The sequence below is a fragment of the Methylovulum miyakonense HT12 genome (genome assembly GCF_000384075.1).
Lineage (GTDB): Bacteria > Pseudomonadota > Gammaproteobacteria > Methylococcales > Methylomonadaceae > Methylovulum > Methylovulum miyakonense.
The window spans coordinates 1,246,722-1,269,778 of the sequence record NZ_KB913025.1 but is presented as its reverse complement, the minus strand read 5'-3'; the positions used below and the strand labels follow the sequence as shown (position 1 = coordinate 1,269,778).

Sequence of the window (23,057 nt, the reverse complement as noted above, 5' to 3'; positions counted from 1 at the left end):
GGTTTCGGTAAACCCCCGTTTCGATGCTGGACGGGTCAGTCCTTGACATTAATAAATATGCATAAAACAACCAAAACCAATAGCGAGATTTATAAACGCCTGCTCACTTATGTCAAACCGCATCGGCGGCTTTTTATTATCAGCATTTTTGGCTTCCTCATTTATTCCAGCACCCAGCCTTTGTTTGCCAGCCTGATCCAGCAAATTATTGACACCTTGCAGGCCAGGTCACGTGACAAGATGTATTACCTGCCGTTATTTTTTAGCGGTTTGGTCGTGCTGCGCGGTGTCGGCAATTATCTGGGCAACTATTTTTTGGCCAAGGTCTCGTTAAATGTCATCCATACCCTGCGCTGCGAGATTTTTGATAAATATACGCAGCTGCCCACCGCGCATTTTGATGACAATAACAGTGGCTACATGATTGCGCGGATCACGCATAATGTCGGGCAGGTGGCGCAGGCGACCACCGATGCGGTGCGCAAAGTGGTGCAAGAGGGTTTGACCGCCTTAGGTTTGCTGATTTATTTGTTTTATATCAACTGGCTGTTATCCCTGGTCTTTTTGGTCGTCGCCCCGGTGATTGCCTTGTTGGTAAATTACGTCAGCAAACGCTTGCGGATGTTAAGCAAGCGCATCCAAGAATCCATCGGTGATATGACCCACATCACCTCGGAATTGGTCAACGGGCACCGCATTGTCCGCAGTTATGGCGGCGAAGACTACGAGAAACGCCGCTTTTTGGAGAGCAGCCTTTATAATCGCCGCCAATCCTTAAAAGCCACCACGACCGGGGCGATACATAACCAGGCCATGCAATTGGTGATCGCCATCGCGCTGGCGTTTTTAATGTATATGGCCTTGTTTTTCATGGAGCAATCCAGCGTAGGTTCATTTGTCGGGTATTTGACGGCGGCGTTTTTATTGCCTAGGCCGTTCCGGCAATTGAGTGACGCCAACAGTGATATTCAGCGAGGCATCGTCGCGGCCGAATCCTTGTTTGAGGTGCTCGATACCGAAGGCGAGCCGGACATTGGAACATATGAAATTGCTCGCTGCCAAGGCACGTTAGAATTCAAGGATCTGACCTTCCAGTATGCTAGGGCCCACGAGCCAGCATTGGTTGACATTAACTTTAAGGCCGAATCCGGCCAGACCATTGCTTTGGTGGGGGCCTCGGGCGGCGGCAAGAGTACCTTGGCCAATCTGGTGTCGCGGTTTTATCCACATGAACACGGGCAGATTTTGTTGGACGGGGTGGAAGTTAATGACTATAAATTGGGCAATTTGCGCCAGCACATCGCCTTGGTGAACCAGCAAGTGATTTTGTTCAATGACACCATCGCCAATAACATCGCTTACGGGGCATTGGCGGGCGCAAGCCGCGAAGCCATCGAACAGGCGGCGACCGACGCCTACGCGATGGAATTTATCGGTAAACTGGAGCACGGATTAGATACGGAAATCGGCGAAAACGGCGTAAAATTGTCCGGTGGGCAGCGGCAACGCTTGGCCTTGGCGCGCGCCTTATTAAAAGATGCGCCGATCTTGATACTGGATGAAGCCACCTCCGCGCTGGACACCGAATCCGAGCGGTATATCCAAGCGGCTTTACAAAAAGTCATGGGCAACCGCACCACGCTGGTCATCGCGCACCGCTTATCGACCATAGAAAATGCCGATGTCATCTTGGTCATGGAGCAGGGGCGCATTGTCGAACGGGGCACGCATAACGAATTGCTGGCGAAAAATGGCGCGTATGCGAGGTTACATGCGATGCAGTTTAAGGAACACAAGGATGGGGAGTGAATGCATTAAGGTCGTTGTAACAATGGCAAGCATCCGCACATTTTGCCGAAAATAATGGGGATTATCCGATATGGTGGCGAACCTGATAGAAGAATTGGCATGGATGAGCGAAGAAGACTACTTGCGGACGGAATTGGAGCGCGAGACAAAGCATGAATATATTGATGGATATATTTATGCGATGTCTGGGGCGAGCAAAAACCATCAGCGTATTACGGTGAATATTGATAGGGTGTTCGGGTCGCATTTAAGTGGAAAACCTTGCGAGTCCTTTACCAGTGAGGTTAAGGTCAAAGTCGGCAGCAAGTTCTTTTATCCCGATATCATGGTGGTTTGCGAAGACAATAAGCAAGATTACTACACCGAAACGCCCGTTATCATCGTGGAAGTGCTGTCCAAATCGACTAGGCGCATGGATGAAACCGTTAAAAAATTGGCTTACCAAAATATCCCGGCCTTGCAAGAATATGTCCTCATCGAGCAAGATTTTGTCGATGTCGAAGTGTGTCGGCGCAACCAGGGCTGGGTGTCCAGCCATTATTTTTTGGGCGATACCGTTCACTTTGAAGCCATTGGCTTGGCGATGGCCGTGACGGACATTTACGAGCGTGTCGAAAATGAAGACATGCAGACGTTTTTAGCCCACGTAGAAACTATCATCCCGTAATCAGGAGTTTTTTTGAAAACATTCATATCAGTGCTGGAAGACCATAGGGAAATGATTGCCAACTTGGCAAGCTGCAATGGGGTGATCGAAGCGGCGGGCAATTTGTTGGCCGATACCTTAAACCATGGCGGTAAAATCCTTTTGTGCGGCAACGGCGGCAGCGCCGCCGATTGCCAGCATATCGCCGCCGAGCTGGTGGTGCGCTATGAAAAAGACCGTGCCGCCATGCCCGCGCTGGCCTTGACCACCGATTCGTCCATTTTGACCGCGCACAGCAACGATGTCGGCTTCGAAAGTGTGTTTTCCCGTCAGGTCGACGCCTTTGGCCAAGCGGGCGATTGCTTGGTCGCCATTTCCACGTCCGGCAAAAGCCCGAATATTGTCAAAGCCGCGCAGGTGGCCCGGCAAAAAGGCTTGTCCGTCATCGCCATGACGGGTGGTGATGGCGGGCAGTTGCTGCAACACGCCAGCATCGCCATCATTGTGCCCTCAAGCGTGACCGCAAGAATCCAAGAAGCGCATATCCTGATCGGGCATTGGTGGTGCGGTTGGATTGAAGGCCATTGTTCGAAACCCTAGCGACTGAAAACCCGCAGGGTTTATCCAAATATAAAGGAACCTCCCATGTTAGCCACCCTACCTGATTTCACTCGGGGCAAAATTATCGTTATCGGCGATGTCATGTTAGACCGTTACTGGTCCGGGCAAGCGGCGCGTATCTCCCCGGAAGCCCCCGTTCCAGTGGTGCGCGTCAATGACAGCGAAGACCGCGTTGGCGGGGCGGCGAATGTCGCGCTGAATATCGCCCGTTTGGGCGGGCAAGTCACGTTGCTAGGCGTGGTCGGCGATGATCCGGAAGGGCTGGAGTTGAAACAATTGCTGGAAACCGAAGGCGTGAATTGTGAGTTTGTGGTTGCGCCATCCGCCCGCACGATTTGTAAATTGCGTATCATGGCGCAGCATCAACAGCTTATCCGTGTTGACTTTGAAGATTTGCCGCTGCAATTCGACCGTGCTGGCTTACAAGCCAAACTAAAACAACAATTGCCAGAACATGATGTCCTGGTGTTTTCTGATTACGGCAAAGGCACATTGGCGGAAATCAGCGTCCTGATCGACATTGCTAAAACGGCCGGATTGAAAGTGTTGGTTGACCCTAAAGGCACGGACTTCAGCCGTTACGCCAACGCCGACGTCATTACGCCGAACCTGGGGGAATTGCAGGCGGTGGTGGGTGTCTGCGCCGATGAGCAAGCCTTGCAGGCGCGGGGCCGCAAGCTGATCGCCGACCACCACATTGCCACTTTGTTGCTGACCCGTGGCGAAGCGGGCATGACGCTGGTCCAGCGGGACTCCAGCCACTCCTTACCTGCCCAAGCCAAAGACGTGTTTGACGTCACAGGCGCAGGCGATACCGTCATCGCCGTGATGTCCTTATGCATGGCGGTCGGTATGCCGTTGGTAGAGGCCATGTATCTGGCAAATCTTGCAGGCGGCATTGTCGTGGGCAAGCTCGGCACGTCCAGCGTCTCCAATGAAGAATTGGCCCGTGCCATGCATGGCGACCGTGATGCGGCACAGTTTGGCATTGTGTCCGAAGACGAGCTGGCTTGCCTGATCAACGGCGCCAAGGCCAGTGGCGAGCGCATTATCATGACCAATGGCTGTTTTGACCTGCTGCATGCAGGCCATGTCACGTATCTGCAACAGGCGCGGGCTTTGGGTGACCGTCTCATCGTCGCGGTCAATTCCGATGCGTCAGTGAAAATGCTCAAAGGCGAAACCCGTCCGATCAACGGCCTGCCGCAACGGATGACCGTATTGGCGGCCTTGGCCTGTGTCGATTGGGTGGTGGCGTTTGAGGAAGAAACGCCGGAACGCCTGTATTGTAAGCTCTTGCCGGATGTCATCGTCAAAGGTGGCGATTATTCGCCCGATCAAGTGGCGGGTGGCGATTGCGTCATTAAAGCGGGTGGTGTAGTGAAAATTTTACAATTTGTTGAGGGGCATTCCACAACATCAATGATTAACAAAGCACGGGGTGGGGAATGATAATTGTCACAGGTGGGGCTGGGTTTATTGGCAGCAATTTGATCCACGCCTTAAACGGGCGCGGCGAACGAGACATCTTGTTGGTTGATAACCTGGCCAACGGGCGCAAGATGCTCAATATCGCCGATTTGGACATTGCCGATTACTGCGACAAACAGGACTTATTGGCCAAACTGTCCGTGCCGGAATTCATGCAAAAAGTCCGCGCCGTTTTTCATCAGGGCGCGTGCTCGGCGACCACCGAATGGGACGGGCAATATGTCATGAAGAACAATTACGAGTATTCCAAACAGCTCCTGCATGCTTGCCAAGCCGCCAAAATCCCGTTTATCTACGCGTCGTCCGCATCGGTTTACGGCAATGGGCAGCATGGTTTTAGTGTTGACCGCGCCTGCGAGCAGCCGATCAACATGTATGCCTACTCAAAATTCCAATTCGACCAATATGTGCGCCGGGTCTTGCCGGCCGCCACCAGCCAAATTGCCGGTTTCCGGTATTTTAACGTCTACGGGCCACGCGAACAGCACAAAGGCGCCATGAGCAGCACCGCCTTCCATTTCAACCAACAAATCATCAAAGACCAGACCGCCCGCCTATTTGCCGGTTGTGACGGTTATGCCGACGGGCAGCAGCAACGTGATTTTGTTTATGTCGGCGATGTTGTCGATGTCAATTTATGGTTCCTGGACCACCCTGGGCAATCGGGCATTTTCAATGTCGGGACTGGTAAGGCCGAACCGTTTAACACCGTTGCCGAGGCCGTGATCGCTTGGCATGGGCAAGGCCATATCGACTATATCCCGTTTCCCGAGCATCTCAAAGGCGTGTACCAAAGCTATACCCAAGCGGACATTTCCGGCTTGAGGGCGGCGGGTTACAGCAAAGCGTTTTTGACGGTCGGGGAAGGGGTCAGCTGTTATTTGGATTGGCTGAACCGCTAAGGTATCAGAGGGGGCCGTTCCGGCTGCCAAAAAGGCCATACGCCTTGGAGACTGTGAAAGTATTGCAAAAGGCTCTAAGAATTAATGATTGTCCACAAAAAATAAGAAACAATTAAATATAGATTTCAATAAGTTATATTTAATCTGGTTTTACACTTTCGTGATTTTCGTGGACATAAAATAATTCTTTCACAGTCTCCTTGCCGTTTGGCCACGGCCCGATAAAATGGTACGGATGTCCATCGGCGGGGGCATGGCTGAAGGTTATGGATTGCCGGGCCGATGGCGTGAGGCTCCGGAAGGTACCCCATCTTCCTGTATCTCCAGCAGCACACTGTGTGATATGCCGCAGCCACTGCGGAAAATCACACACTGACCATTCCAAAATCCTCTAAAAAGCCCGGTTTATATGGCTTTCCTGCAAACAAATAAATCAATTAAGCAAATTAAATGCCAAAAACAGCGGCATTTTGCCGCGTGACAACGTGTCGCATTTTCAATCGCTTATAGACACTTTAAACTTCGCCGTGACTGTTGATGACTCTCGGCAGTTAGTATCCTTCCTCTCGATAATGCGGGCAGAGGTCTAGCCCGCATTTTTTTTCTAAACCGAGGTATTTCTATGAATCGTAGCTATCTGGCCAAACTGGCTGTCCAATCAACGGATATGAAAGAACTCAGCAGAAAAACCGCCATTCATGAAGCGGGCCATGCCGCGGCGATCTATTTTGCCAATAAACAAAAAGCGTTGCCCCCCGTTTGTTTTCAAATAATTGTCAGCAATTTTGGCCAGCGCCTCCAAACCCCTATCCAGTCAGGATTATGGTTTGCCAAGATAGAGGGCGGGCGATTGATCCATACGCTGCCTTCTTCGGTCGCTGAAGCGACCCGTGGTTTTTCAAGTGTGCAAAAACACGCGTATATCAAGGCATTTGAAGCCGACATGATGAACTTGTTGGTCGGGCCATTGGCTGAAGCTAACTATATCGCCTTACGTGACGACGAAATATTTAATTCGCGTCTGGTCAATATGAATGCCCTGCATCACTACGGCGGCAGCGCTGACCTTAAGTTAGTCGAAGAATACCTCGGTTGCCTGTCCGTAGACCAAGAAACATGCGGGCAGAAAATGGCGGAAATTTTTGCCGCGGCGTTTGAGTTTATCAATGACCGGGACAATTGGCGTGCGATCCTCGGTTTGGCAAATTACATACTGGCGAATGGCCAGCAGGTTATTGCTTGTGAAGAAATAATTTCTGTACTTGATGCGCGTAGGGATGTGAGAAGGAAAGCGGCTTGACTGTCATGATTGATAAGGTGCAGTCAACAGCTTTAGGGATTGAATCAGCTCTTAACCGTTTAAAAAGCCATCTTGTTAGCAAACGGCAGCTTGCTTATCCACTTATGCGGCTGGATACGCAGGGAAAATCCAGTCAGGGGCGTTATCATAAATTGTATGGAGAAACCTTGGCCCGGTACATGACATCATATCCCTTAAGGGCCCATAACCAGTAAAGCCTCTTTAGCGGGCCGTTTGGTAATCCGCTTTGCCTGTGGGTATTCAAACGGTAGGTTTTGGGTCGGGCCGAAGTTCCCGCCAATCAGGCAATTGATTGCCCCCGTGTACCAAACAACGCCGTACCAATCCTGACAATCGTCGCCCCTTCGGCAATCGCCGCCTCCAAATCCCCGCTCATGCCAAACGAAAACGTGTCCAAACGGGGTTGCCCCAATGCGGCGACGGCTTGCATCAAAGCCTTATAAGGCAAACGCTGTTCGGCAAAATCATCGGCAGGTGCCGGAATCGCCATCACTCCGCGTACCCTTATATTAGGCAAGGCAGTTATCTGCCGGTAAATATCCGGCAATTCATCCAAGGCAATCCCTGATTTGCTGCTTTCATCGCTGATATTGACTTGTAGGCAAATATTTAGCGGCGGCAGGTTCTGCGGCCGTTGGCCGCTTAGGCGATGGGCAATTTTGACACTGTCGACGCTGTGCACCCAAGCAAAATGGCGGGCGATAAGTTTGGTTTTGTTGGATTGGATAGGGCCGATAAAATGCCAGGTCATATCAAAAGCCCCCAGCAATTGCTGCTTGCTGATGGCTTCCTGCACATAATTTTCGCCAAAATGCCGTTGCCCGGCCTGATAAGCCGCCGCTATTGCTTCGGCTGGCTTGGTTTTGCTGACAGCTAACAGGGATACAGCGTTTTCATGCCGGCCATATAGCCGTTCTGCGCGGTGGATTTGGGCGCGGAGATCATTAAGTCTTTTCTCTATCATCGTTTTCAGTAGGTATAGAAGGTTATGGTATTAAACTATGCAGCTTGAAAAAAGCAAAGCCCTAAACTATGGTATAAAGTATCGGTATTTTTACTTCACTTGGTAAGAGGAACTTATGGATATTAGCGAATTACTTGCGTTCTCGGTTAAAAATAAAGCGTCGGACTTGCATTTGTCGGCGGGCTTGCCGCCAATGATTCGGGTGGATGGCGATATTCGCCGTATCAATATTCCGGCGTTAGACCATAAAGAAGTCCATGCCTTGATTTATGACATCATGAATGACAAGCAACGGCGCGATTACGAGGAGTTTTTGGAAACTGATTTTTCGTTCGAATTGCCTGGCGTGGCCCGGTTCCGGGTGAACGCATTCAACCAAAACCGGGGTGCTGGCGGCGTGTTCCGGACTATCCCGTCTAAGGTCTTGAGCCTAGAAGATTTGAACGCCCCGAAATTTTTTGAAGAACTGTGTAAAAAGCCACGCGGGCTAATCCTGGTCACCGGCCCTACCGGTTCGGGCAAATCGACGACATTGGCGGCGATGGTCAATTATATTAACCAAAACGATTATGCGCATATCCTGACCGTTGAAGACCCTATCGAGTTTGTCCACGAAAGCCAGAAATGCTTGGTTAACCAACGTGAAGTCCACCGTGATACCCATGGTTTTAATGAGGCGCTCCGGTCAGCGTTACGGGAAGACCCGGACATCATCCTGGTCGGTGAGATGCGGGACTTGGAAACTATCCGCTTAGCCCTGACCGCCGCCGAAACAGGCCATCTGGTGTTCGGGACTTTGCATACGACATCCGCCGCAAAAACCATAGACCGTATTATTGACGTGTTTCCCGCCGCAGAAAAAGATATGATCCGCGCGATGTTGTCAGAGTCTTTGCAAGCGGTCATCTCCCAGACCTTGATGAAGAAAATTGGCGGTGGCCGGATTGCCGCCCATGAAATCATGGTGGGGACGTCGGCGATCAGGAACTTGATCCGGGAAGCTAAAGTTGCCCAGATGTATTCGGCGATACAGACAGGGCGCAAAGACGGTATGCAAACACTGGATCAAAATTTGCGCGAGCTGGTTGACAAAGGTTTGGTGAACGCCAAAACGGCGATGGTAAAAGCTGTGAACAAAGATATGTTCCTGTGAGGTAAATTATGGACTTTAACGCGCTACTGACATTGATGGTGCAAAAGCACGCTTCGGATTTGTTCATCACCGCAGGTGTTGCCCCGACGCTAAAAATCGATGGCCAATTGGTTGAGGTATCAAAGACGAAATTGACCCCTGAGCAATCGATGGCTGTTGTTTTGAGTATTATGGACCAGCGTCACAAGGACGAGTTTTTGCAGACCATGGAATGCCAGTTTGCAATCAGCATATCGGGCCTTGGCCGGTTCAGGGTCAGCGCATTTACCCAGCGCACTTCGGCGGGTATGGTGTTGCGGCGTATTGAGCATAATATCCCTGATTCCGATGCCTTGCATTTGCCGGCGGTTTTAAAAGATCTGATTATGGAAAAGCGGGGGCTGTTGCTGTTTGTTGGCGCCACCGGTACCGGTAAGTCAACGTCCTTGGCTTCGTTGATTAAGTACCGCAATGAAAACAGTAGCGGCCATATCATCACTATTGAAGACCCCATAGAATACCAGCATCACCATATAGGCTGTATCGTCACCCAGCGCGAGGTTGGTATCGACACCGAATCGTATGAAGTGGCGTTAAAAAACACCCTGCGGCAAGCCCCTGATGTGATTCTGATCGGTGAGGTCAGGACCCGCGAAACGATGCAAAATGCCATTACTTTTGCCGAAACCGGCCATTTATGCCTGACCACGCTACATGCCAATAACGCCAACCAGGCATTGGACCGGATCTTGCATTTTTTCCCCGAAGATATGCACGACCAAGTGCTGATGGATTTGTCGTTGAATTTACGCGGCATTGTTGCGCAGCAGTTAATCAGGCGCTCTGACGATAAGGGGCGTTATCCTGCCGTTGAGGTGCTGATCAACACCCCCTTGGCCAGGGATTATATCCGCAAAGGCGAAATCCATAAGCTCAAGGAATTGATGAAAGATTCTAGGGAGCAGGGCATGCAGACCTTCGACCAGGCTTTGTATGATTTATATGCCGATGGCAAAATCAGTTATGAAGATGCGTTGAACCATGCCGATTCCAGAAACGAAGTGCGCCTGATGATCAAGCTGGGCGCAGAAAATGGCGGCAATTTTGTCAACGCCGGTATGATGCTGACCGATGCTGATGAAGACAATGGCGTATTCAAAACTTTTTGATTATTAAACGCCGCCGATTGACAAAAACTAGAACCGTAACCCAACAAGAGACACTATGACCGCCCCACATGCACTGCACCAATCGACATTGACTTCCTTAAAATTGCTGGCACGAGGCAAAGTCCGCGATATTTATGATATTGACGACAACACCATGTTGATTGTGGCCACTGACCGGTTGTCGGCTTTTGATGTCATTCTTCCTGATCCCATTCCTGGAAAAGGCCGTGTGTTGACCCAGGTGTCAAATTTCTGGTTTAACAAAATGCGCACGATTATCCCTAACCATCTGACTGGCATACCTTTAGAGCAAGTGCTCCCTGATGCGGCTGAACGCGAACAGATAGAAGGCCGTGCTGTTGTCGTAAAGAAATTGCATCCCCTGCCTGTGGAAGCCATTGTACGTGGTTATTTGATCGGCTCAGGATGGAAGGATTACCAAAAAACCGGTGCGGTTTGCGGCATCGTTTTGCCGGAAGGCCTGCAACAGGCCCAACAATTGCCCGAAGCGATTTATACGCCGTCTACCAAAGCGGGGGTTGACCAACACGACGAAAATGTGTCGTTTGCCGCCACCGTCGAGTTAATAGGCCAAGATTTGGCCGGACAAGTCCGGGACGCCAGTTTGTTGTTGTACAAGACCGCGGCGGCTTATGCCAAGGAACGTGGCATTATCATCGCCGATACCAAATTTGAGTTTGGTGTTGATGGGCAAGGGACGCTGTATTGGATTGATGAGGCATTGACCCCCGATTCCTCACGCTTCTGGCCTGTTGACCAATATCAAGTCGGCATCAGCCCGCCCAGTTTTGACAAGCAATATGTCCGCGATTATCTGGAAACCTTAGCGTGGGACAAAACTTTTCCCGCCCCTGCCTTACCGGCCGAAGTCGCCGAATTTTGTGCGGCAAAGTACCGTGAGGCGGAAACTAGGCTAACCCAGGGATGAGGGGCAGCTTGCGCTTGCGGTGAGTTTAAGGGGGGGATGGGGTTGGTCTGTAGGTTTTAGAACGTTATGGAACGGGCACTTAACCCGTTCCGGCATCAACTATAACGCAAATAAGATCAACGGATGGTCCGTCAAGTCCTGATAAATCGCGTCCAGTTGTTGCTTGCTGTTGGCGGTGATCGTGGCGGTGACGGCTAAAAATCTGCCGTCTTTGCTGGGGCGGGTTTTGATATGGGTTTCATTTATTTCCGGCGCATGGCGTCGGATAATCTCTATCACCAACACATCTATTTCAATATCATTTTTGCCCATTGCCTTAATTGGAAATTGGCAGGGAAATTCAAACAGGGTCTCTTCAGTCATGTAAGGGATTCTTTGTAAGCTTGTAAAATGTCGTTCATGGTATGCCAAACCGGCCCTAGTGTGCCGTTACCCACTACCGCCCCGTCCAATTCGATGACGGCGACGATTTCACGGGTTGAGCTGGTGACCCAAATTTCACTGGCGGATTTTAATTCATCTAGGGCGATAAGGCCTTCACGCCACGCGATGTTGTTTTTGCCGGCAAGCTCCAGGATCACGTCGCGGGTGATGCCAGGTAAAATCCCGTTGCTTTTGGGTGGCGTGACCAGTACGCCATTAATCACGGCAAAAACATTGCTTGCCGCGCCTTCCGTAACATAACCGTCCTTAATCAAGATCGCTTCGGCGCCGCCTTGGTCTATGGCTTCTTGGCGGTGCAGGATATTGGCCAGCAGTGTGATGGTTTTTGCGTGGCAAAGTTTCCAACGGCTATCATCCAGGGTCACGGCTTTTATGCCGGTCTGTGCGCCTGCAAACGGCGCAATGTCCGAACACATCACGAAGACGGTGGGGGCGACGCCTTCGGGAAAGGCATGGTCGCGTTTTTCCGCCGGGCCACGGGTGATTTGCAGGTAAATGTATTGGTTTTTGTCAGCATCCAACAGCGGCGCAAAAATGGCTTGCCATTCGCTACGGCTGTGCGGGTTGGTGATGCGGACGATGGCCAAACTATTTTCCAAGCGTTGCAAATGGTCGTCAAGACGGAACAGTTTGCCGTGGTAAGCCGGGATCACTTCATAAATGCCATCGCCAAACAAGAAGCCACGGTCCAATACCGAAACCTTGGCTTCTTCCAGCGGTAAATAGTGGCCATTCAAGTAAACCGTTTTACTTGCCATCGTCAGATTTCTCCATGGTCATTAATGCGCCGTCATAAAGCCTGCGGAAAATATTGCCTTGCTCCACCGGTTCAAGTGCGATTAAGTCTTTGCTAATCAGGGGAGCCCCTTTTAGGGTGACGTTGACGGTGCCGAGCTTGTCGCCTTCTTTGACGGGCGCAGTGATTTTTTTATTGACGGTGATGACCGCTTTCAGGTCGTTGTAATGGCGGCGGGGGATTGTGACATAAAGGTCCTCAGGCAAGCCTAGGGGCAGTTTTTGTATTTCACCTTTCCAAACCTTCGCTTCGCTTAAGGCCGTTTTGCCTTGGTATAAGCGATGCGACTCATAAAAACGGAACCCGTAATTCAATAGGCTTTGGTTTTCGTTAGCCCGCGCCTTGGCGCTTTTAGTGCCCATGACTATAGAAATCAAGCGCATATTTTCCCTAAGCGCGGAAGCGACTAGGCAATAGCCGGCATCGTCGGTGAAACCGGTTTTGACGCCATCGACCGATTCATCCCGCGACAAAAGCTGGTTGCGGTTTTGCTGGGTAATTTTGTTGTAAGTGAATTCCTTTTGCGAGAACCAAGGGTAATACTCAGGGAACTCCCTAATTAACGCTGAAGTTAGCGTTGCCAAATCGCGTGCCGAAGTGTAATGGTCGTCAATCGGCAAGCCATCGCTATTTTTGAAATGGGTGTTGCCCATGCCCAAACGCGCGGCCTGTTGGTTCATCATTTCCGCGAAAGTTTCTTCGCTGCCCGCCACATGTTCGGCCAGGGCGACGCTGGCGTCATTGCCGGATTGGATGATCACGCCTTTGAGCAAATCTTCGATTTTGACACGTTCATTGACTTCGACAAACATCCGGGAACCGGAGGCGGCACGAGCCTTTTCGCTAATGGTGACGAGATCATCCAAGTGCAAAGTGCCTTTTTTGATTTCGTTGAAAACCACATAAACGGTCATGATCTTGGTCAAACTGGCGGGCGCTAGCTTGGCGTCCGCGTTGTTTTCGGCGAGGATTTTGCCTGTGTTGTGGTCTTTTAAAATATAAGCGGTGGCGGCGATGGAAGGTGCCGGAGGTATGGCAAGTTCGGCCTCGGCTGCGTAAGCGGCGAAGGCGGCGATTTGCAAACCCATAAACAGAAACAAAGTAAGTTTTTTAATGGATGTCATTGCTCTTTTGGGGGTGGGTAGGCTCAGTAAAACAGGGCGTTATTGTATCATGGCGCAATTTGTTTGTTTGGTTTCGTAACAAACTTTGCACAAGGAGGCAACCACCATGCGGCGCCAGAACGGGCCGGACAGCTTGTTTTAGTAAGCAGAACCCATCAGCTTAAGCCGTACGGCAAGGCCAGGTGCTGTTTCAGGGAAATCGGGGGGGCTTTGGAAGGCAGGGTTTTTAGTTCATCGCTAACGGCGTGATTTTAATCGCGGCAGTGCCGGATTTATGGATGCCCAATTCTTTGGCGGCGGCATAGGATAGGTCCATGACACGGTTGCCGCTATACGGGCCCCGGTCATTGATACGGACAACCACCGTGCGGTTGTTCCTGATGTTGGTCACTTCCACATAAGATGACAAAGGCAGCGAATTATGGGCGGCGGTCATGGAGTACATATCATAGCGTTCGCCATTTGCCGTGCGGTGGCCTTGGAACTGGTGGCCGTACCAGGAGGCTATGCCTTCGTTACCGCCCCTGCGCGTATGGTGGGCATGATGCCGGTGTTTGCTTGCGTGATGGCTGTGGTGTTTGCTATGGCCATGTTTGGCGGCCACGGCAGTGGAGATAGGGTTACTAAAAAAACTGCATACCATCAGAAAGAGCGTTGCTGTTATGAGTTTGTTCATGGGAATGTCCCCGGTTATTTAAGATAGATTCACTTAATTGGTACACGGCCATGGCATATAAAGGACTGTGGTTATAGCGGGTCAGGCAATAGAAATTGTCTGTGACCGCCCAAAGTTCTTCGCCTTGTTCTTGTTTTAATTCAAGAATTTTGACTTTATCGGCTAAAGCCAAAGGCTGTGATATTTTCAAGTTGAGTGATTCTAACTCAGCAAGTCTTAAATCCGGCTTAAGGTTGCCAGTCATGATTGCTTTATATTCCTCCCCTTTTGCTATGACAGGCGCGGCAATGGCTTGGCCGGTTTGCCAATGGAACTGGGCAAAATAATTGGCGACACTGGCGATCACGTCGGCGTTGCCATGCCAAATGTCCCGGCGGCCATCTTTATTAAAATCAGTGGCATAGCGACGGAAACTGCTGGGCATAAATTGCGGTGTGCCCATCGCCCCCGCATAAGAACCTACCGGCTCCAAAGGGTTGATACGCTCTTCGCGGCAGAGCAATAAAAACTGTTCCAATTCGCTTAAGAAAAATTCGCTACGCGGCGGATAAGCAAAGGCCAGCGTGGATAAGGCGTCAAGCACACGGTATTTGCCCGGATGCTGGCCATACGCAGTTTCGACACCCAAAATGGCGACAATAATACCCGCCGGAACCCCGTAGCGGCGTTCCACATCGGCCAGCGTTTGTGCGTTTTCATCCCAAAATTTTACGCCATCGGCAATCCGCTTATCGGTGATGAAGATTTTCCGGTATCGGTGCCAGGGCAAGCCTTCGGCGGGTTTGGCCATTTTTTTGAGGATGTCGTCCTTGATTGCCACGTTGGCAAACAAAGCCTTAAGTTCCGTTTCATTGAATTGGCGGGCCGCCACCATCTTGGCGAAAAAGCGGTCCATTGGGCTGGCTGGCTTGACCGGGTTCATGCAGGAGCTCAGGCAAGCCGAAATGATCAGCGGGGCGAAAAGTTGCCGGGGGAGTCTGGTGAGGTGGTTTTTCATGTGCGGGACAAGCGTTTTTTGTGGGTATGGATGGACATCAAAATCCCGAAGCCCGCCAGTAACGTGACAATGGATGTGCCGCCGTAACTGATTAGTGGCAACGGCACGCCCACCACAGGCAAAATGCCGATGACCATGCCAATATTGACGAAGACATAGACAAAAAACGTAAACGCCAAACTGCTCGCCAACAAGCGGCAGTAGGTGTCATGGGCTTGTGATGCGATGTACAGGCAACGGGCGATAATCAGCAGGTATAAAACCAACAGGCTGACGCAGCCGAATAGGCCAAATTCTTCGGCGAATACCGCAAAGATGAAGTCCGTGGAGCTTTCCGGTAAAAAATCCAATTCGGATTGGGTGCTGCCTAGCCAGCCTTTGCCATAAATGCCGCCGGAACCAATCGCGATTTTTGATTGGATAATATGGTAACCCCGCCCCAAGGGGTCGGCTTCCGGGTTTAGAAAGGTCAGGACGCGGTCGCGTTGGTAGCCGTGCATAAAATGCCAAATAATCGGCGTGAGTGCGCCTAGGGCGGTAATGATGCCGATAATGAACCGCCACGACAACCCCGCAAAAAACAGCACCCCGGCACCGGAACTGGCCACCAGTAAGGCCGTGCCTAAATCCGGCTGCTTGGCGATCAGTAGGGTAGGGATCAAAATCATAACGGTGGCGATGGCCAGCTGTTTGATTTTCGGGGGCAAGGCATGTTCGGATAAATACCACGCAATCATCATCGGCGTGGTGATTTTGATCATTTCAGAGGGTTGGAAGCGGAAAAAGCCCAAATCCAACCAACGTTGCGCCCCTTTGCCGATTTGCCCCATGATCAGGACCGCCAGCAACAAAAATACCCCCATGCCAAACAATAATGCCGAATAACGTTTGAATTGGTAGGGGTTGACGTGCGCCAATGCGGTCATCAGGATAAAGGCCAAACAGATGCGCGCCGCCTGGCGGTACAGGATGTTCATGTCCTGGCCGCCAGCGCTGTACAGGATAATGAAGCTCAACAGGGCGGTAAAAAACAAGGCGATGAACAGCGGGATGTCGATGTGCAGCCTTCTGAGCAAGGTGCCGAGAATGGATGGCGCTTCAAAATGTTCGGCGCGGGTTTCAGTTTTCATGCGCGGCCTTCAGATGATGTAAATATTGCTTGATGACTTTTGCGGCCATAGGGGCGGCGATGGAGCCACCATGGCCGCCATTCTCGGCCACCACGGCAACGGCAATTTGCGGGTCGTCCACCGGTGCGAAGGCAATAAATAAAGCGTGGTCGCGCAATTTAAAGTCGATGGCGTTTTCATTATATTTGGCGTTCTGTTTGATGTTGAACACTTGCGCCGTGCCGGTTTTGCCGGCGATCTGATAGGGGATGCCCCAGCCTATGCTTTTCGCCGTGCCGCGGTCGCTATGCACGACATTGACCATGCCTTCAATGACGCTGTCAATATTCGCCGAGTGGAGCGGGATGGTTTGCCGGGCCGGGCGCGGGGGCGCTTGGGTGCCGTTGGGGGAAACAATTTTATCGACCAGGAAAGGCATGACCGTGTTGCCCCGGTTGGCAAGGGTTGCGGTTGCCCTGGCAAGCTGTAGCGGCGTGACTTGGAGGAAGCCTTGCCCTATGCCGGTTATCAGGGTCTCGCCTAAGGCCCAATCACGGTTTTTATGCTCTTGCTTCCATTGCCGCGAGGGCACTAGCCCGGATTTTTCACCGCTTAGGTCAATCCCGGTCTTTTCACCGAACCCGAACTGTTGCAGGAAAGCGTGCATCCTGTCTATGCCCAAAAGTCCGGCAAGCCGGTAAAAATAGACGTCACAGGATTGGGTGATGGCCTGGTTCATATTCACCGAGCCATGCCCGCCTTTGCGCCAGTCACGGTATTTATGGGTGGTGCCGGGGATTTGGTAGGAACCTGGGCAAAACAGTTTTTGCGGCGCACTAATGGCTTCGTATTCCAGCCCCGCAAGCGCGATAAAAGGTTTGATGGTCGAGCCCGGGGGGTATAGCCCGCGTAAGGCGCGGTTGTATAGCGGCTGGTCGTCGGATTGGCTCAAGGCCTTGTACGCGTCATTGCTGATGCCCACCACGAAGGGGTTCGGGTCAAAGCCCGGGCGGCTGGCGAACACCAAGACCCCGCCTGTTTTTATGTCTATTGCCACCACCGCGCCGTTATAGCCTTCCAATGCGTCAAATGCGGTTTTTTGCAAATCAATATCCAGCGTCAAGTGCAGGTTTGCACCGGGTTCGGGATTATTTTCGCTCAACGTGTTCAAAGACCGGGCCTGGACATTGGTTTCGATTTCCGCGTAACCGGTTTTGCCATGCAGTATTTGTTCATAACTGCTTTCTATGCCCAGCTTGCCGATATGTGTGGAGCCACGGTACTCGGCCAGCGGCAAGTCTTTCATCTCCGCTTCGTTGATGCGCCCGACATAGCCGATGACATGTGCCGCCAAGTCGCCGTAAGGGTAATGCCTGACCAGATGGGTGCGGATGTCGACACCCGGGAAATAAGGCCGGACAACGGCAAATTTTGCCAATTCATCATCGCTCATGTTCAGCAGCAATGAGGAACTGGTGAAACGTTTTTGGCGTTTGCGTTGCTTTTCAAAAAGGTCAATTTTATCTGGCGGGATGTCCAGCAGCTTTTGTAAACGCTGGAGGGTGTCATCCATGTCGCTGATTTGCTCAGGGATCAGGTCTAGGCTATAGGAAGGGGTGTTGTCGGCAAGGACTTTGCCGTTGCGGTCATAAATGATGCCCCGTGTCGGCACTAACGGCATAATTTTGACGCTGTTTTCTTTCGCCAGCGACGCATAATGTTCATGGCCGACAACTTGCAGATAAATCAGGCGCACGATCAGCGCGGCGCTGAGCAGGGTAATGACGAAAAATGCAGCGACAATGCGCTGCAGAAACAAGCGGTTCCCTACTGCATTATCATTGAACGGATAGGTACCTGGCATGGGGAGCCCTGTTATTTAACGGGCTTCGACAAACGTACAAAGCGCAGGAGGGTATAAACCACAGGCCAGCACAAAGTCCCCGTGATGACTGGCCACCAGAAAGTGCCGTGCAACTGTGCCGGGTGCTGTAAGTTTTTGATTAGAAACAATAGTAACTGTGATAACAACAGGCAGCAAAAAATAAACAATTCCTGTTGCAAGAGCGGGAAACGGCGTAAACGTTTATGTAATTTCAGGCAAATGTAAATGACCAGCGAATAAGCGAGCGCATATTGCCCCAATAGGCGTCCGGTCAGGACATCGGTAAGCAGGCCAAATGTCCACGCATGGAAAATGCCGACCCTTTCAGGAAAGGTGATTGACCAGTAAATCAGCACCATCAATACCCAGTCGGGATTGAAACTGGCCAGGTCGTAAGGCCATGGGGCAATACGCAGGCACATGGCGCAGGCCAAGCTAAAAATGATACGGCCAAAGCCATAATAATTATTGATGGGCATTTTCTTCTGTAACGGCAGTTTCTGGGGCTTGCGGTTTGGCTATGAGGGGTACGGGTGCCGAATTGCTCCAGACGATCATCAGTTCGCGGTTACGGTCAAGCTTTGCCGTAGGGGTCGCCGTAATGCTGGCAAAAGCCTTGTTGGGTTGGGATGTGAACTCATCGACAATGGCGACTGGATAGCCTTGTGGGAAGGTACCGCCCAACCCGGAGGTTATCAGCAAATCGCCCGGGTGAATATCGGCGTTGCTGGGCAGGAACGGTAATATCAAACGGTTAGGCTGTCCGCTGCCAACCGCAATGGTCAACAAACCGTTGCGGTTGACCTGCACCGGTATCGCATGGTTCGGGTCGGTAATCAGCATGATTTCCGAACTTAATGGCAAGGCCCGGAAAACCTGGCCAACGACACCATTGGCGTCAAGCACCGGTTGTTGTGGATGCACGCCAAAGCGTGTGCCTTTGTTGACCACCAAGATGTGTTCATACGGGGCCATGTTAATGGCCAGCAATTCGGCAATCAGCACCTGTTCGCCGAGTTTAAAGGAGTTTTCCAGCAAAGCCCGCAAACGGATGTTTTCTTTTTCTAAGGCCTCAAGTTTCAGCAGGCGGGTTTGGTGGATAAGCTGTTCGTCACGCAAACGCCCATTTTCATTTTTGAGTTCCACATAGGAATTGATTGATTCGGTGGTCTGTTCGATAAGCACCGTCGGCAGGTCCACCAGATGCCGTAACGGTTCGATAAAAAAAGATAAAGTGGCACGCAAAAAATCCAGTTGCTGGCCTCGTTGTTCGGTGATTAGCAGTGCCACAGACGTAATGACGGCCACGAGCAGACGGGTATTGATGGATGGGCCGGTTGCAAATAGGAGTTTTATAGGGATATTCCTCGGTTAAGGCAATAATCCTGAGGCCAGATTTGGATTGCCAACACCGTTGCGGTTTAGAAATCTGGCGATCAGTTGCAGGCTGGGTGCTGAACCGCTTACTCAAGTGAAAAAGTTGATACGCCTTTTTTATCAAGCATCTCCAACACCATCCCGCCACCCCTGGCGACACAGGTCAAAGGGTCGTCAGCAATAAATACAGGCAGCCCCGTCTCTTCGGCGATCAAACGGTCTATGTCTTTCAGCAGCGCCCCGCCGCCAGTCAAATAAATGCCGCGATTGGCGACATCCGCGCCCAATTCCGGCGGGGTTTGTTCCAGCGCCACTTTAACCGCGCCAACAATGCCCGATAACGGTTCTTGCAGCGCTTCCAAAATTTCATTGCTGTTCAGTGCAAAGCTCCGCGGTACGCCTTCCGCCAGATTGCGGCCTTTGACTTCGATTTCCCTGACTTCACTGCCAGGATAAGCCGTGCCGATTTCCATCTTGATACGCTCGGCGGTGGCTTCGCCTATCAAGGTGCCGTAATTGCGGCGCACATAATTGATGATGGCGTCATCAAAACGGTCGCCACCGATGCGCACAGAGTTTGAATAGACGATGCCGTTGATGGAAATCACCGCGACTTCCGAGGTGCCGCCGCCGATGTCCAGCACCATCGAGCCACAGGCTTCATCCACAGGCAGGCCCGCGCCTATCGCCGCCGACATGGGCTCTTCGATCAGGTACACTTCCCGCGCCCCCGCCATGGCGGCGGATTCTTTAATGGCACGGCGTTCGACTTGCGTTGAGCCGCAAGGCACACAAATCAGGATACGCGGGCTGGGGCGCAGCAATTTGCTTTTATGGACTTTTTCTATGAAAAAACGCAACATGCGTTCGGTGACGGCAAAGTCGGCGATCACCCCGTCTTTTAAGGGCCGGATGGCGGTAATGTTACCCGGAGTACGTCCCAACATGCGCTTGGCGTCCATACCAACCGCCGCGATGGTTTTAGAACCACGGATTTTGTCTTCTTTAATGGCGACCACTGAGGGTTCGTTCAGGACAATCCCTTGCCCCGGAATGTATATCAAGGTATTGGCGGTTCCTAAATCAATAGACAAATCGTTAGAAAAAAGGCCGCGAATTCGTTTGAGCATTTGTACCTGTTCTTTAAGGGAATAAATTGTTACTACTGTATCAATCAAGCAGGTATTTGAGCAAGATATAAAGTATCATATTTAAATAGTTAGTTTTTACGGAGCAAATAATGTCGTTGACGGCGGATGATGTAAACAAAATCGCGCACTTGGCGCGGTTGGGAATTGACAAACAGGATATTGATTCTTATGCCAAAGATTTATCCGGGATGCTGGATTTGATGACCCGGATGGGCGGCCTTGACACGGCGGGTGTGGAGCCGATGGCGCACCCTTTAGACCAAGTGCAACGCCTTCGTAAGGATGTGGTGACCGAGGCCGACCAGCGCGGGCATTTCCAGGCGATTGCGCCGCAGGTGGAAGATGGCCTGTATCTGGTGCCGAAAGTTATCGAATAAGGGAAGGATCATGCACACCAAAACCATAAACCAATTGGCGCAAGGCCTGCGCTCCGGCGAGTTTTCCAGCGTTGAGCTGACGCAACATTTTTTGCAACGGATCAGGCAACACGAATCCTTAAACGCCTTCATCACCGTTACCGAAGGGCTGGCCTTACAAGCCGCCCAAGCCGCTGACCAACGGATAGCTTCTGGTGACGCCAGTTTATTGGCAGGCATCCCGATAGCCCAAAAAGACATTTTCTGCACCCTAGGCGTCAAAACCAGTTGCGGGTCGAAAATGCTCGATAATTTCATCGCGCCTTACAACGCCACGGTGGTGGAGAAATTCAACCACGCGGGGGCGGTCATGCTTGGCAAGCTCAATATGGACGAGTTTGCGATGGGTTCATCCAACGAGACCAGTTTTTACGGCCCTGCACGCAATCCGTGGGACACGCAAACCGTACCGGGCGGCTCGTCCGGCGGTTCGGCGGCGGCAGTCGCGGCAGGTTTGGCCGTGGCGGCGACAGGCACGGACACGGGCGGTTCCATCCGCCAGCCCGCGGCATTCTGTGGCATCACCGGCTTGAAACCGACGTACGGGCGCGTCTCCCGTTACGGCATGATCGCCTACGCCTCCAGCCTAGACCAAGGCGGCCCGATGACACGCACTGCCGAAGATGCAGCGATACTGTTGCAGACCATGGCGGGTTTTGATGCAAAAGATTCCACCAGCGCCGATTTGCCCGTACCGGATTATCCCGCCGCCTTAAATCAACCCTTGGCTGGCCTGAAAATCGGCTTGCCTAAAGAATTTTTTGGCGAAGGTTTGGATAGCGGTGTCGCCGCCGTGTTGGAAACCGCAATCAGCGAATACCGCAAGCTGGGCGCGGAGGTTGCCGACATTTCCATGCCCAACTTAAATATGGCGATTCCGGCGTATTACGTCATCGCCTGCGCCGAAAGCTCAGCGAATTTGTCACGCTATGACGGCGTGCGTTTTGGCTACCGTTGTGAAAGTCCAGTGGATTTGACTGATTTGTACACCCGCTCGCGCGGCGAAGGCTTTGGCAAAGAAGTCAAGCGCCGTATCCTGATGGGCACTTACGCCTTATCGGCCGGGTATTACGACGCGTATTATCTGAAAGCGCAAAAAGTCCGTCGCCTGATTAGCCAAGATTTCCAACAAGCCTTGGCGCAAGTGGATGTCATCATGAGCCCGGTCACACCCACCACGGCATTTGGCATCGGTGCGAAAATGGACGACCCTATCGCCATGTACTTGGCGGACATTTACACCATCGCCATCAATCTGGCGGGTGTACCCGCCATGTCCGTCCCAGCCGGATTTAGTGGCGGTATGCCCGTGGGCTTGCAAATCATCGGCAACCATTTCACCGAAGACCGTTTGCTGAACATCGCCCACCAATACCAACAAGTCACGGATTGGCATCAACAAACACCCACACTCTGAGGTAACCGTCATGGCGCAGATCACCGAGCTTTCGCAGTTAGACATGGATGGCACTTACAGTTACGCCGATTATTTGACATGGCAACTGGAAGAAACCGTCGAGCTGATACGCGGTAAGATCATGTTGATGGCGCCAGCACCGAATGTTAAGCATCAAAGCATCATCACCAATTTGGGTGGGGCGTTGTTTAATTATTTTCACAAAAAGCCCTGCCGGTTATTTTATGCCCCGTTTGATGTCAGCCTTTTCGACGGCCATAAGTCCAAACTTGCCGACCGCGAAATTTTCACGGTCATCCAACCGGACTTATGCGTGATCTGCGATCCTGACAAGCTCACCGAGCAAGGTTGTAGCGGCGCACCGGACTGGGTGATTGAAATCCTGTCGCCCAACAACTCCAAACGCGATGCCCGTATCAAATTCGATTTGTACGAAGAAAACGGCGTGACCGAATATTGGCTGGTTTACCCCTACGAGCAGTCAGTCTACCAATTTGTCTTAAATGAGCAGGGCCAAAAATACCAATTGCATGGCATGTACGCACAAGACGGGTTGGCTGTGCCTTATTTGTTTCCCGATTTGCAGATTGATTTGGCGGACGTGTTTGCGGAGTGACCCGCGTTATTGCAGCAAATCCCACCAAGTACGCGGCAAGATCAG

General features: G+C 51.6%; 23 protein-coding genes. 12 read left to right on the top strand and 11 right to left on the bottom strand.

Going from position 1 to position 23,057, the window contains the following annotated elements; translation table 11 throughout:
- Positions 1-57 precede the first annotated feature (57 nt).
- The 6 genes from msbA to METMI_RS0106585 all read left to right on the top strand — a co-directional run bounded on the left by msbA (position 58) and on the right by METMI_RS0106585 (position 6,769).
- Complete coding sequence (msbA, locus tag METMI_RS0106610; protein WP_019865485.1) at positions 58-1,809, top strand: lipid A export permease/ATP-binding protein MsbA; 1,752 nt, start codon at positions 58-60, stop codon at positions 1,807-1,809.
- 70 nt (positions 1,810-1,879) lie between these two features.
- Positions 1,880-2,476, top strand: a complete 597-nt coding sequence (locus METMI_RS0106605; RefSeq protein ID WP_019865484.1) for a Uma2 family endonuclease — start codon at positions 1,880-1,882, stop codon at positions 2,474-2,476.
- 12 nt (positions 2,477-2,488) lie between these two features.
- Positions 2,489-3,055 carry a D-sedoheptulose-7-phosphate isomerase gene (locus METMI_RS0106600; protein WP_019865483.1) on the top strand — a complete coding sequence of 189 codons (567 nt, stop codon included), beginning with the start codon at positions 2,489-2,491 and terminating at the stop codon, positions 3,053-3,055.
- 45 nt (positions 3,056-3,100) lie between these two features.
- Entirely contained in the window at positions 3,101-4,528 is a 1,428-nt protein-coding gene (hldE, locus tag METMI_RS0106595) for a bifunctional D-glycero-beta-D-manno-heptose-7-phosphate kinase/D-glycero-beta-D-manno-heptose 1-phosphate adenylyltransferase HldE (protein ID WP_019865482.1), read from the top strand.
- On the top strand, positions 4,525-5,469 hold the full coding sequence (rfaD, locus tag METMI_RS0106590; RefSeq protein ID WP_019865481.1) for an ADP-glyceromanno-heptose 6-epimerase: 945 nt from the start codon (positions 4,525-4,527) through the stop codon (positions 5,467-5,469). The genes hldE and rfaD overlap by 4 nt, the downstream gene beginning before the upstream one ends.
- A gap of 622 nt (positions 5,470-6,091) precedes the next feature.
- Entirely contained in the window at positions 6,092-6,769 is a 678-nt protein-coding gene (locus tag METMI_RS0106585) for a hypothetical protein (RefSeq protein ID WP_019865480.1), read from the top strand.
- Between the two features lie 301 nt (positions 6,770-7,070).
- On the opposite strand, the gene METMI_RS0106580 is transcribed toward METMI_RS0106585, so the two are convergent.
- Positions 7,071-7,754, bottom strand: coding sequence for a YggS family pyridoxal phosphate-dependent enzyme (locus tag METMI_RS0106580; protein ID WP_019865479.1), 684 nt, complete (start codon positions 7,752-7,754; stop codon positions 7,071-7,073).
- Between the two features lie 115 nt (positions 7,755-7,869).
- On the opposite strand from METMI_RS0106580, the gene METMI_RS0106575 reads away from it, so the two are divergent.
- From METMI_RS0106575 to METMI_RS0106565, 3 genes are read left to right on the top strand one after another with little or no spacing between them, the layout of a single operon-like run.
- Positions 7,870-8,907, top strand: a complete 1,038-nt coding sequence (locus METMI_RS0106575) for a type IV pilus twitching motility protein PilT (RefSeq protein WP_019865478.1) — start codon at positions 7,870-7,872, stop codon at positions 8,905-8,907.
- An 8-nt stretch (positions 8,908-8,915) separates the two neighbouring features.
- Positions 8,916-10,055 (top strand): PilT/PilU family type 4a pilus ATPase, encoded by a 1,140-nt coding sequence (locus METMI_RS0106570; protein ID WP_019865477.1) that lies wholly within the window; start codon positions 8,916-8,918, stop codon positions 10,053-10,055.
- A 55-nt stretch (positions 10,056-10,110) separates the two neighbouring features.
- Positions 10,111-11,004 (top strand): phosphoribosylaminoimidazolesuccinocarboxamide synthase, encoded by an 894-nt coding sequence (locus METMI_RS0106565; protein WP_019865476.1) that lies wholly within the window; start codon positions 10,111-10,113, stop codon positions 11,002-11,004.
- A gap of 99 nt (positions 11,005-11,103) precedes the next feature.
- Here the strand turns inward: METMI_RS0106565 and METMI_RS0106560 are convergent, their stop codons facing one another.
- The 10 genes from METMI_RS0106560 to METMI_RS0106515 form a co-directional block, all read right to left on the bottom strand.
- Positions 11,104-11,367 carry a YbeD family protein gene (locus METMI_RS0106560; protein WP_019865475.1) on the bottom strand — a complete coding sequence of 88 codons (264 nt, stop codon included), beginning with the start codon at positions 11,365-11,367 and terminating at the stop codon, positions 11,104-11,106.
- On the bottom strand, positions 11,364-12,206 hold the full coding sequence (locus tag METMI_RS0106555) for a D-amino acid aminotransferase (protein ID WP_019865474.1): 843 nt from the start codon (positions 12,204-12,206) through the stop codon (positions 11,364-11,366). The genes METMI_RS0106560 and METMI_RS0106555 overlap by 4 nt, the downstream gene beginning before the upstream one ends.
- The gene (locus METMI_RS0106550; protein ID WP_019865473.1) at positions 12,196-13,368 is read right to left on the bottom strand and encodes a D-alanyl-D-alanine carboxypeptidase family protein; all 1,173 of its coding nucleotides are present in this window, start codon (positions 13,366-13,368) and stop codon (positions 12,196-12,198) included. The genes METMI_RS0106555 and METMI_RS0106550 overlap by 11 nt, the downstream gene beginning before the upstream one ends.
- A 226-nt stretch (positions 13,369-13,594) precedes the next feature.
- Positions 13,595-14,044, bottom strand: coding sequence for a septal ring lytic transglycosylase RlpA family protein (locus METMI_RS28125; RefSeq protein ID WP_051102309.1), 450 nt, complete (start codon positions 14,042-14,044; stop codon positions 13,595-13,597).
- Entirely contained in the window at positions 13,992-15,041 is a 1,050-nt protein-coding gene (mltB, locus tag METMI_RS23295) for a lytic murein transglycosylase B (RefSeq protein ID WP_051102307.1), read from the bottom strand. The genes METMI_RS28125 and mltB overlap by 53 nt, the downstream gene beginning before the upstream one ends.
- Positions 15,038-16,171 (bottom strand): rod shape-determining protein RodA, encoded by a 1,134-nt coding sequence (rodA, locus tag METMI_RS0106535; protein ID WP_019865470.1) that lies wholly within the window; start codon positions 16,169-16,171, stop codon positions 15,038-15,040. The genes mltB and rodA overlap by 4 nt, the downstream gene beginning before the upstream one ends.
- Entirely contained in the window at positions 16,161-18,014 is a 1,854-nt protein-coding gene (mrdA, locus tag METMI_RS0106530) for a penicillin-binding protein 2 (protein WP_019865469.1), read from the bottom strand. The genes rodA and mrdA overlap by 11 nt, the downstream gene beginning before the upstream one ends.
- Before the next feature lie 11 nt (positions 18,015-18,025).
- Positions 18,026-18,514 (bottom strand): rod shape-determining protein MreD, encoded by a 489-nt coding sequence (gene mreD / locus METMI_RS0106525; RefSeq protein WP_019865468.1) that lies wholly within the window; start codon positions 18,512-18,514, stop codon positions 18,026-18,028.
- Positions 18,501-19,397 (bottom strand): rod shape-determining protein MreC, encoded by an 897-nt coding sequence (gene mreC / locus METMI_RS0106520; RefSeq protein WP_408630394.1) that lies wholly within the window; start codon positions 19,395-19,397, stop codon positions 18,501-18,503. Before mreC ends, mreD begins: the two co-directional genes overlap by 14 nt.
- Positions 19,398-19,498: 101 nt before the next feature.
- Positions 19,499-20,542, bottom strand: coding sequence for a rod shape-determining protein (locus METMI_RS0106515; RefSeq protein WP_019865466.1), 1,044 nt, complete (start codon positions 20,540-20,542; stop codon positions 19,499-19,501).
- Between the two features lie 110 nt (positions 20,543-20,652).
- Here METMI_RS0106515 and gatC point away from each other — a divergent pair, with 110 nt between their 5' ends.
- Genes gatC through METMI_RS0106500 form a run of 3 tightly spaced genes read left to right on the top strand, consistent with a single transcriptional unit; the run spans position 20,653 to position 23,012 of the window.
- The gene (gene gatC, locus METMI_RS0106510; protein WP_019865465.1) at positions 20,653-20,940 is read left to right on the top strand and encodes an Asp-tRNA(Asn)/Glu-tRNA(Gln) amidotransferase subunit GatC; all 288 of its coding nucleotides are present in this window, start codon (positions 20,653-20,655) and stop codon (positions 20,938-20,940) included.
- Positions 20,941-20,950: 10 nt separating this feature from the next.
- On the top strand, positions 20,951-22,396 hold the full coding sequence (gene gatA, locus METMI_RS0106505) for an Asp-tRNA(Asn)/Glu-tRNA(Gln) amidotransferase subunit GatA (RefSeq protein ID WP_019865464.1): 1,446 nt from the start codon (positions 20,951-20,953) through the stop codon (positions 22,394-22,396).
- 10 nt (positions 22,397-22,406) lie between these two features.
- The gene (locus METMI_RS0106500) at positions 22,407-23,012 is read left to right on the top strand and encodes a Uma2 family endonuclease (protein WP_019865463.1); all 606 of its coding nucleotides are present in this window, start codon (positions 22,407-22,409) and stop codon (positions 23,010-23,012) included.
- Positions 23,013-23,057 lie beyond the last annotated feature (45 nt).

Coding starts and splice junctions, on each gene's coding strand:
- msbA (WP_019865485.1), top strand. CDS start 58: ATGCATAAAACAACCAAAACCAATAGCGAGATTTATAAACGCCTGCTC.
- METMI_RS0106605 (WP_019865484.1), top strand. CDS start 1,880: ATGGTGGCGAACCTGATAGAAGAATTGGCATGGATGAGCGAAGAAGAC.
- hldE (WP_019865482.1), top strand. CDS start 3,101: ATGTTAGCCACCCTACCTGATTTCACTCGGGGCAAAATTATCGTTATC.
- rfaD (WP_019865481.1), top strand. CDS start 4,525: ATGATAATTGTCACAGGTGGGGCTGGGTTTATTGGCAGCAATTTGATC.
- METMI_RS0106585 (WP_019865480.1), top strand. CDS start 6,092: ATGAATCGTAGCTATCTGGCCAAACTGGCTGTCCAATCAACGGATATG.
- METMI_RS0106580 (WP_019865479.1), bottom strand. CDS start 7,754: ATGATAGAGAAAAGACTTAATGATCTCCGCGCCCAAATCCACCGCGCA.
- METMI_RS0106575 (WP_019865478.1), top strand. CDS start 7,870: ATGGATATTAGCGAATTACTTGCGTTCTCGGTTAAAAATAAAGCGTCG.
- METMI_RS0106570 (WP_019865477.1), top strand. CDS start 8,916: ATGGACTTTAACGCGCTACTGACATTGATGGTGCAAAAGCACGCTTCG.
- METMI_RS0106565 (WP_019865476.1), top strand. CDS start 10,111: ATGACCGCCCCACATGCACTGCACCAATCGACATTGACTTCCTTAAAA.
- METMI_RS0106560 (WP_019865475.1), bottom strand. CDS start 11,367: ATGACTGAAGAGACCCTGTTTGAATTTCCCTGCCAATTTCCAATTAAG.
- METMI_RS0106555 (WP_019865474.1), bottom strand. CDS start 12,206: ATGGCAAGTAAAACGGTTTACTTGAATGGCCACTATTTACCGCTGGAA.
- METMI_RS0106550 (WP_019865473.1), bottom strand. CDS start 13,368: ATGACATCCATTAAAAAACTTACTTTGTTTCTGTTTATGGGTTTGCAA.
- METMI_RS28125 (WP_051102309.1), bottom strand. CDS start 14,044: ATGAACAAACTCATAACAGCAACGCTCTTTCTGATGGTATGCAGTTTT.
- mltB (WP_051102307.1), bottom strand. CDS start 15,041: ATGAAAAACCACCTCACCAGACTCCCCCGGCAACTTTTCGCCCCGCTG.
- rodA (WP_019865470.1), bottom strand. CDS start 16,171: ATGAAAACTGAAACCCGCGCCGAACATTTTGAAGCGCCATCCATTCTC.
- mrdA (WP_019865469.1), bottom strand. CDS start 18,014: ATGCCAGGTACCTATCCGTTCAATGATAATGCAGTAGGGAACCGCTTG.
- mreD (WP_019865468.1), bottom strand. CDS start 18,514: ATGCCCATCAATAATTATTATGGCTTTGGCCGTATCATTTTTAGCTTG.
- METMI_RS0106515 (WP_019865466.1), bottom strand. CDS start 20,542: ATGCTCAAACGAATTCGCGGCCTTTTTTCTAACGATTTGTCTATTGAT.
- gatC (WP_019865465.1), top strand. CDS start 20,653: ATGTCGTTGACGGCGGATGATGTAAACAAAATCGCGCACTTGGCGCGG.
- gatA (WP_019865464.1), top strand. CDS start 20,951: ATGCACACCAAAACCATAAACCAATTGGCGCAAGGCCTGCGCTCCGGC.
- METMI_RS0106500 (WP_019865463.1), top strand. CDS start 22,407: ATGGCGCAGATCACCGAGCTTTCGCAGTTAGACATGGATGGCACTTAC.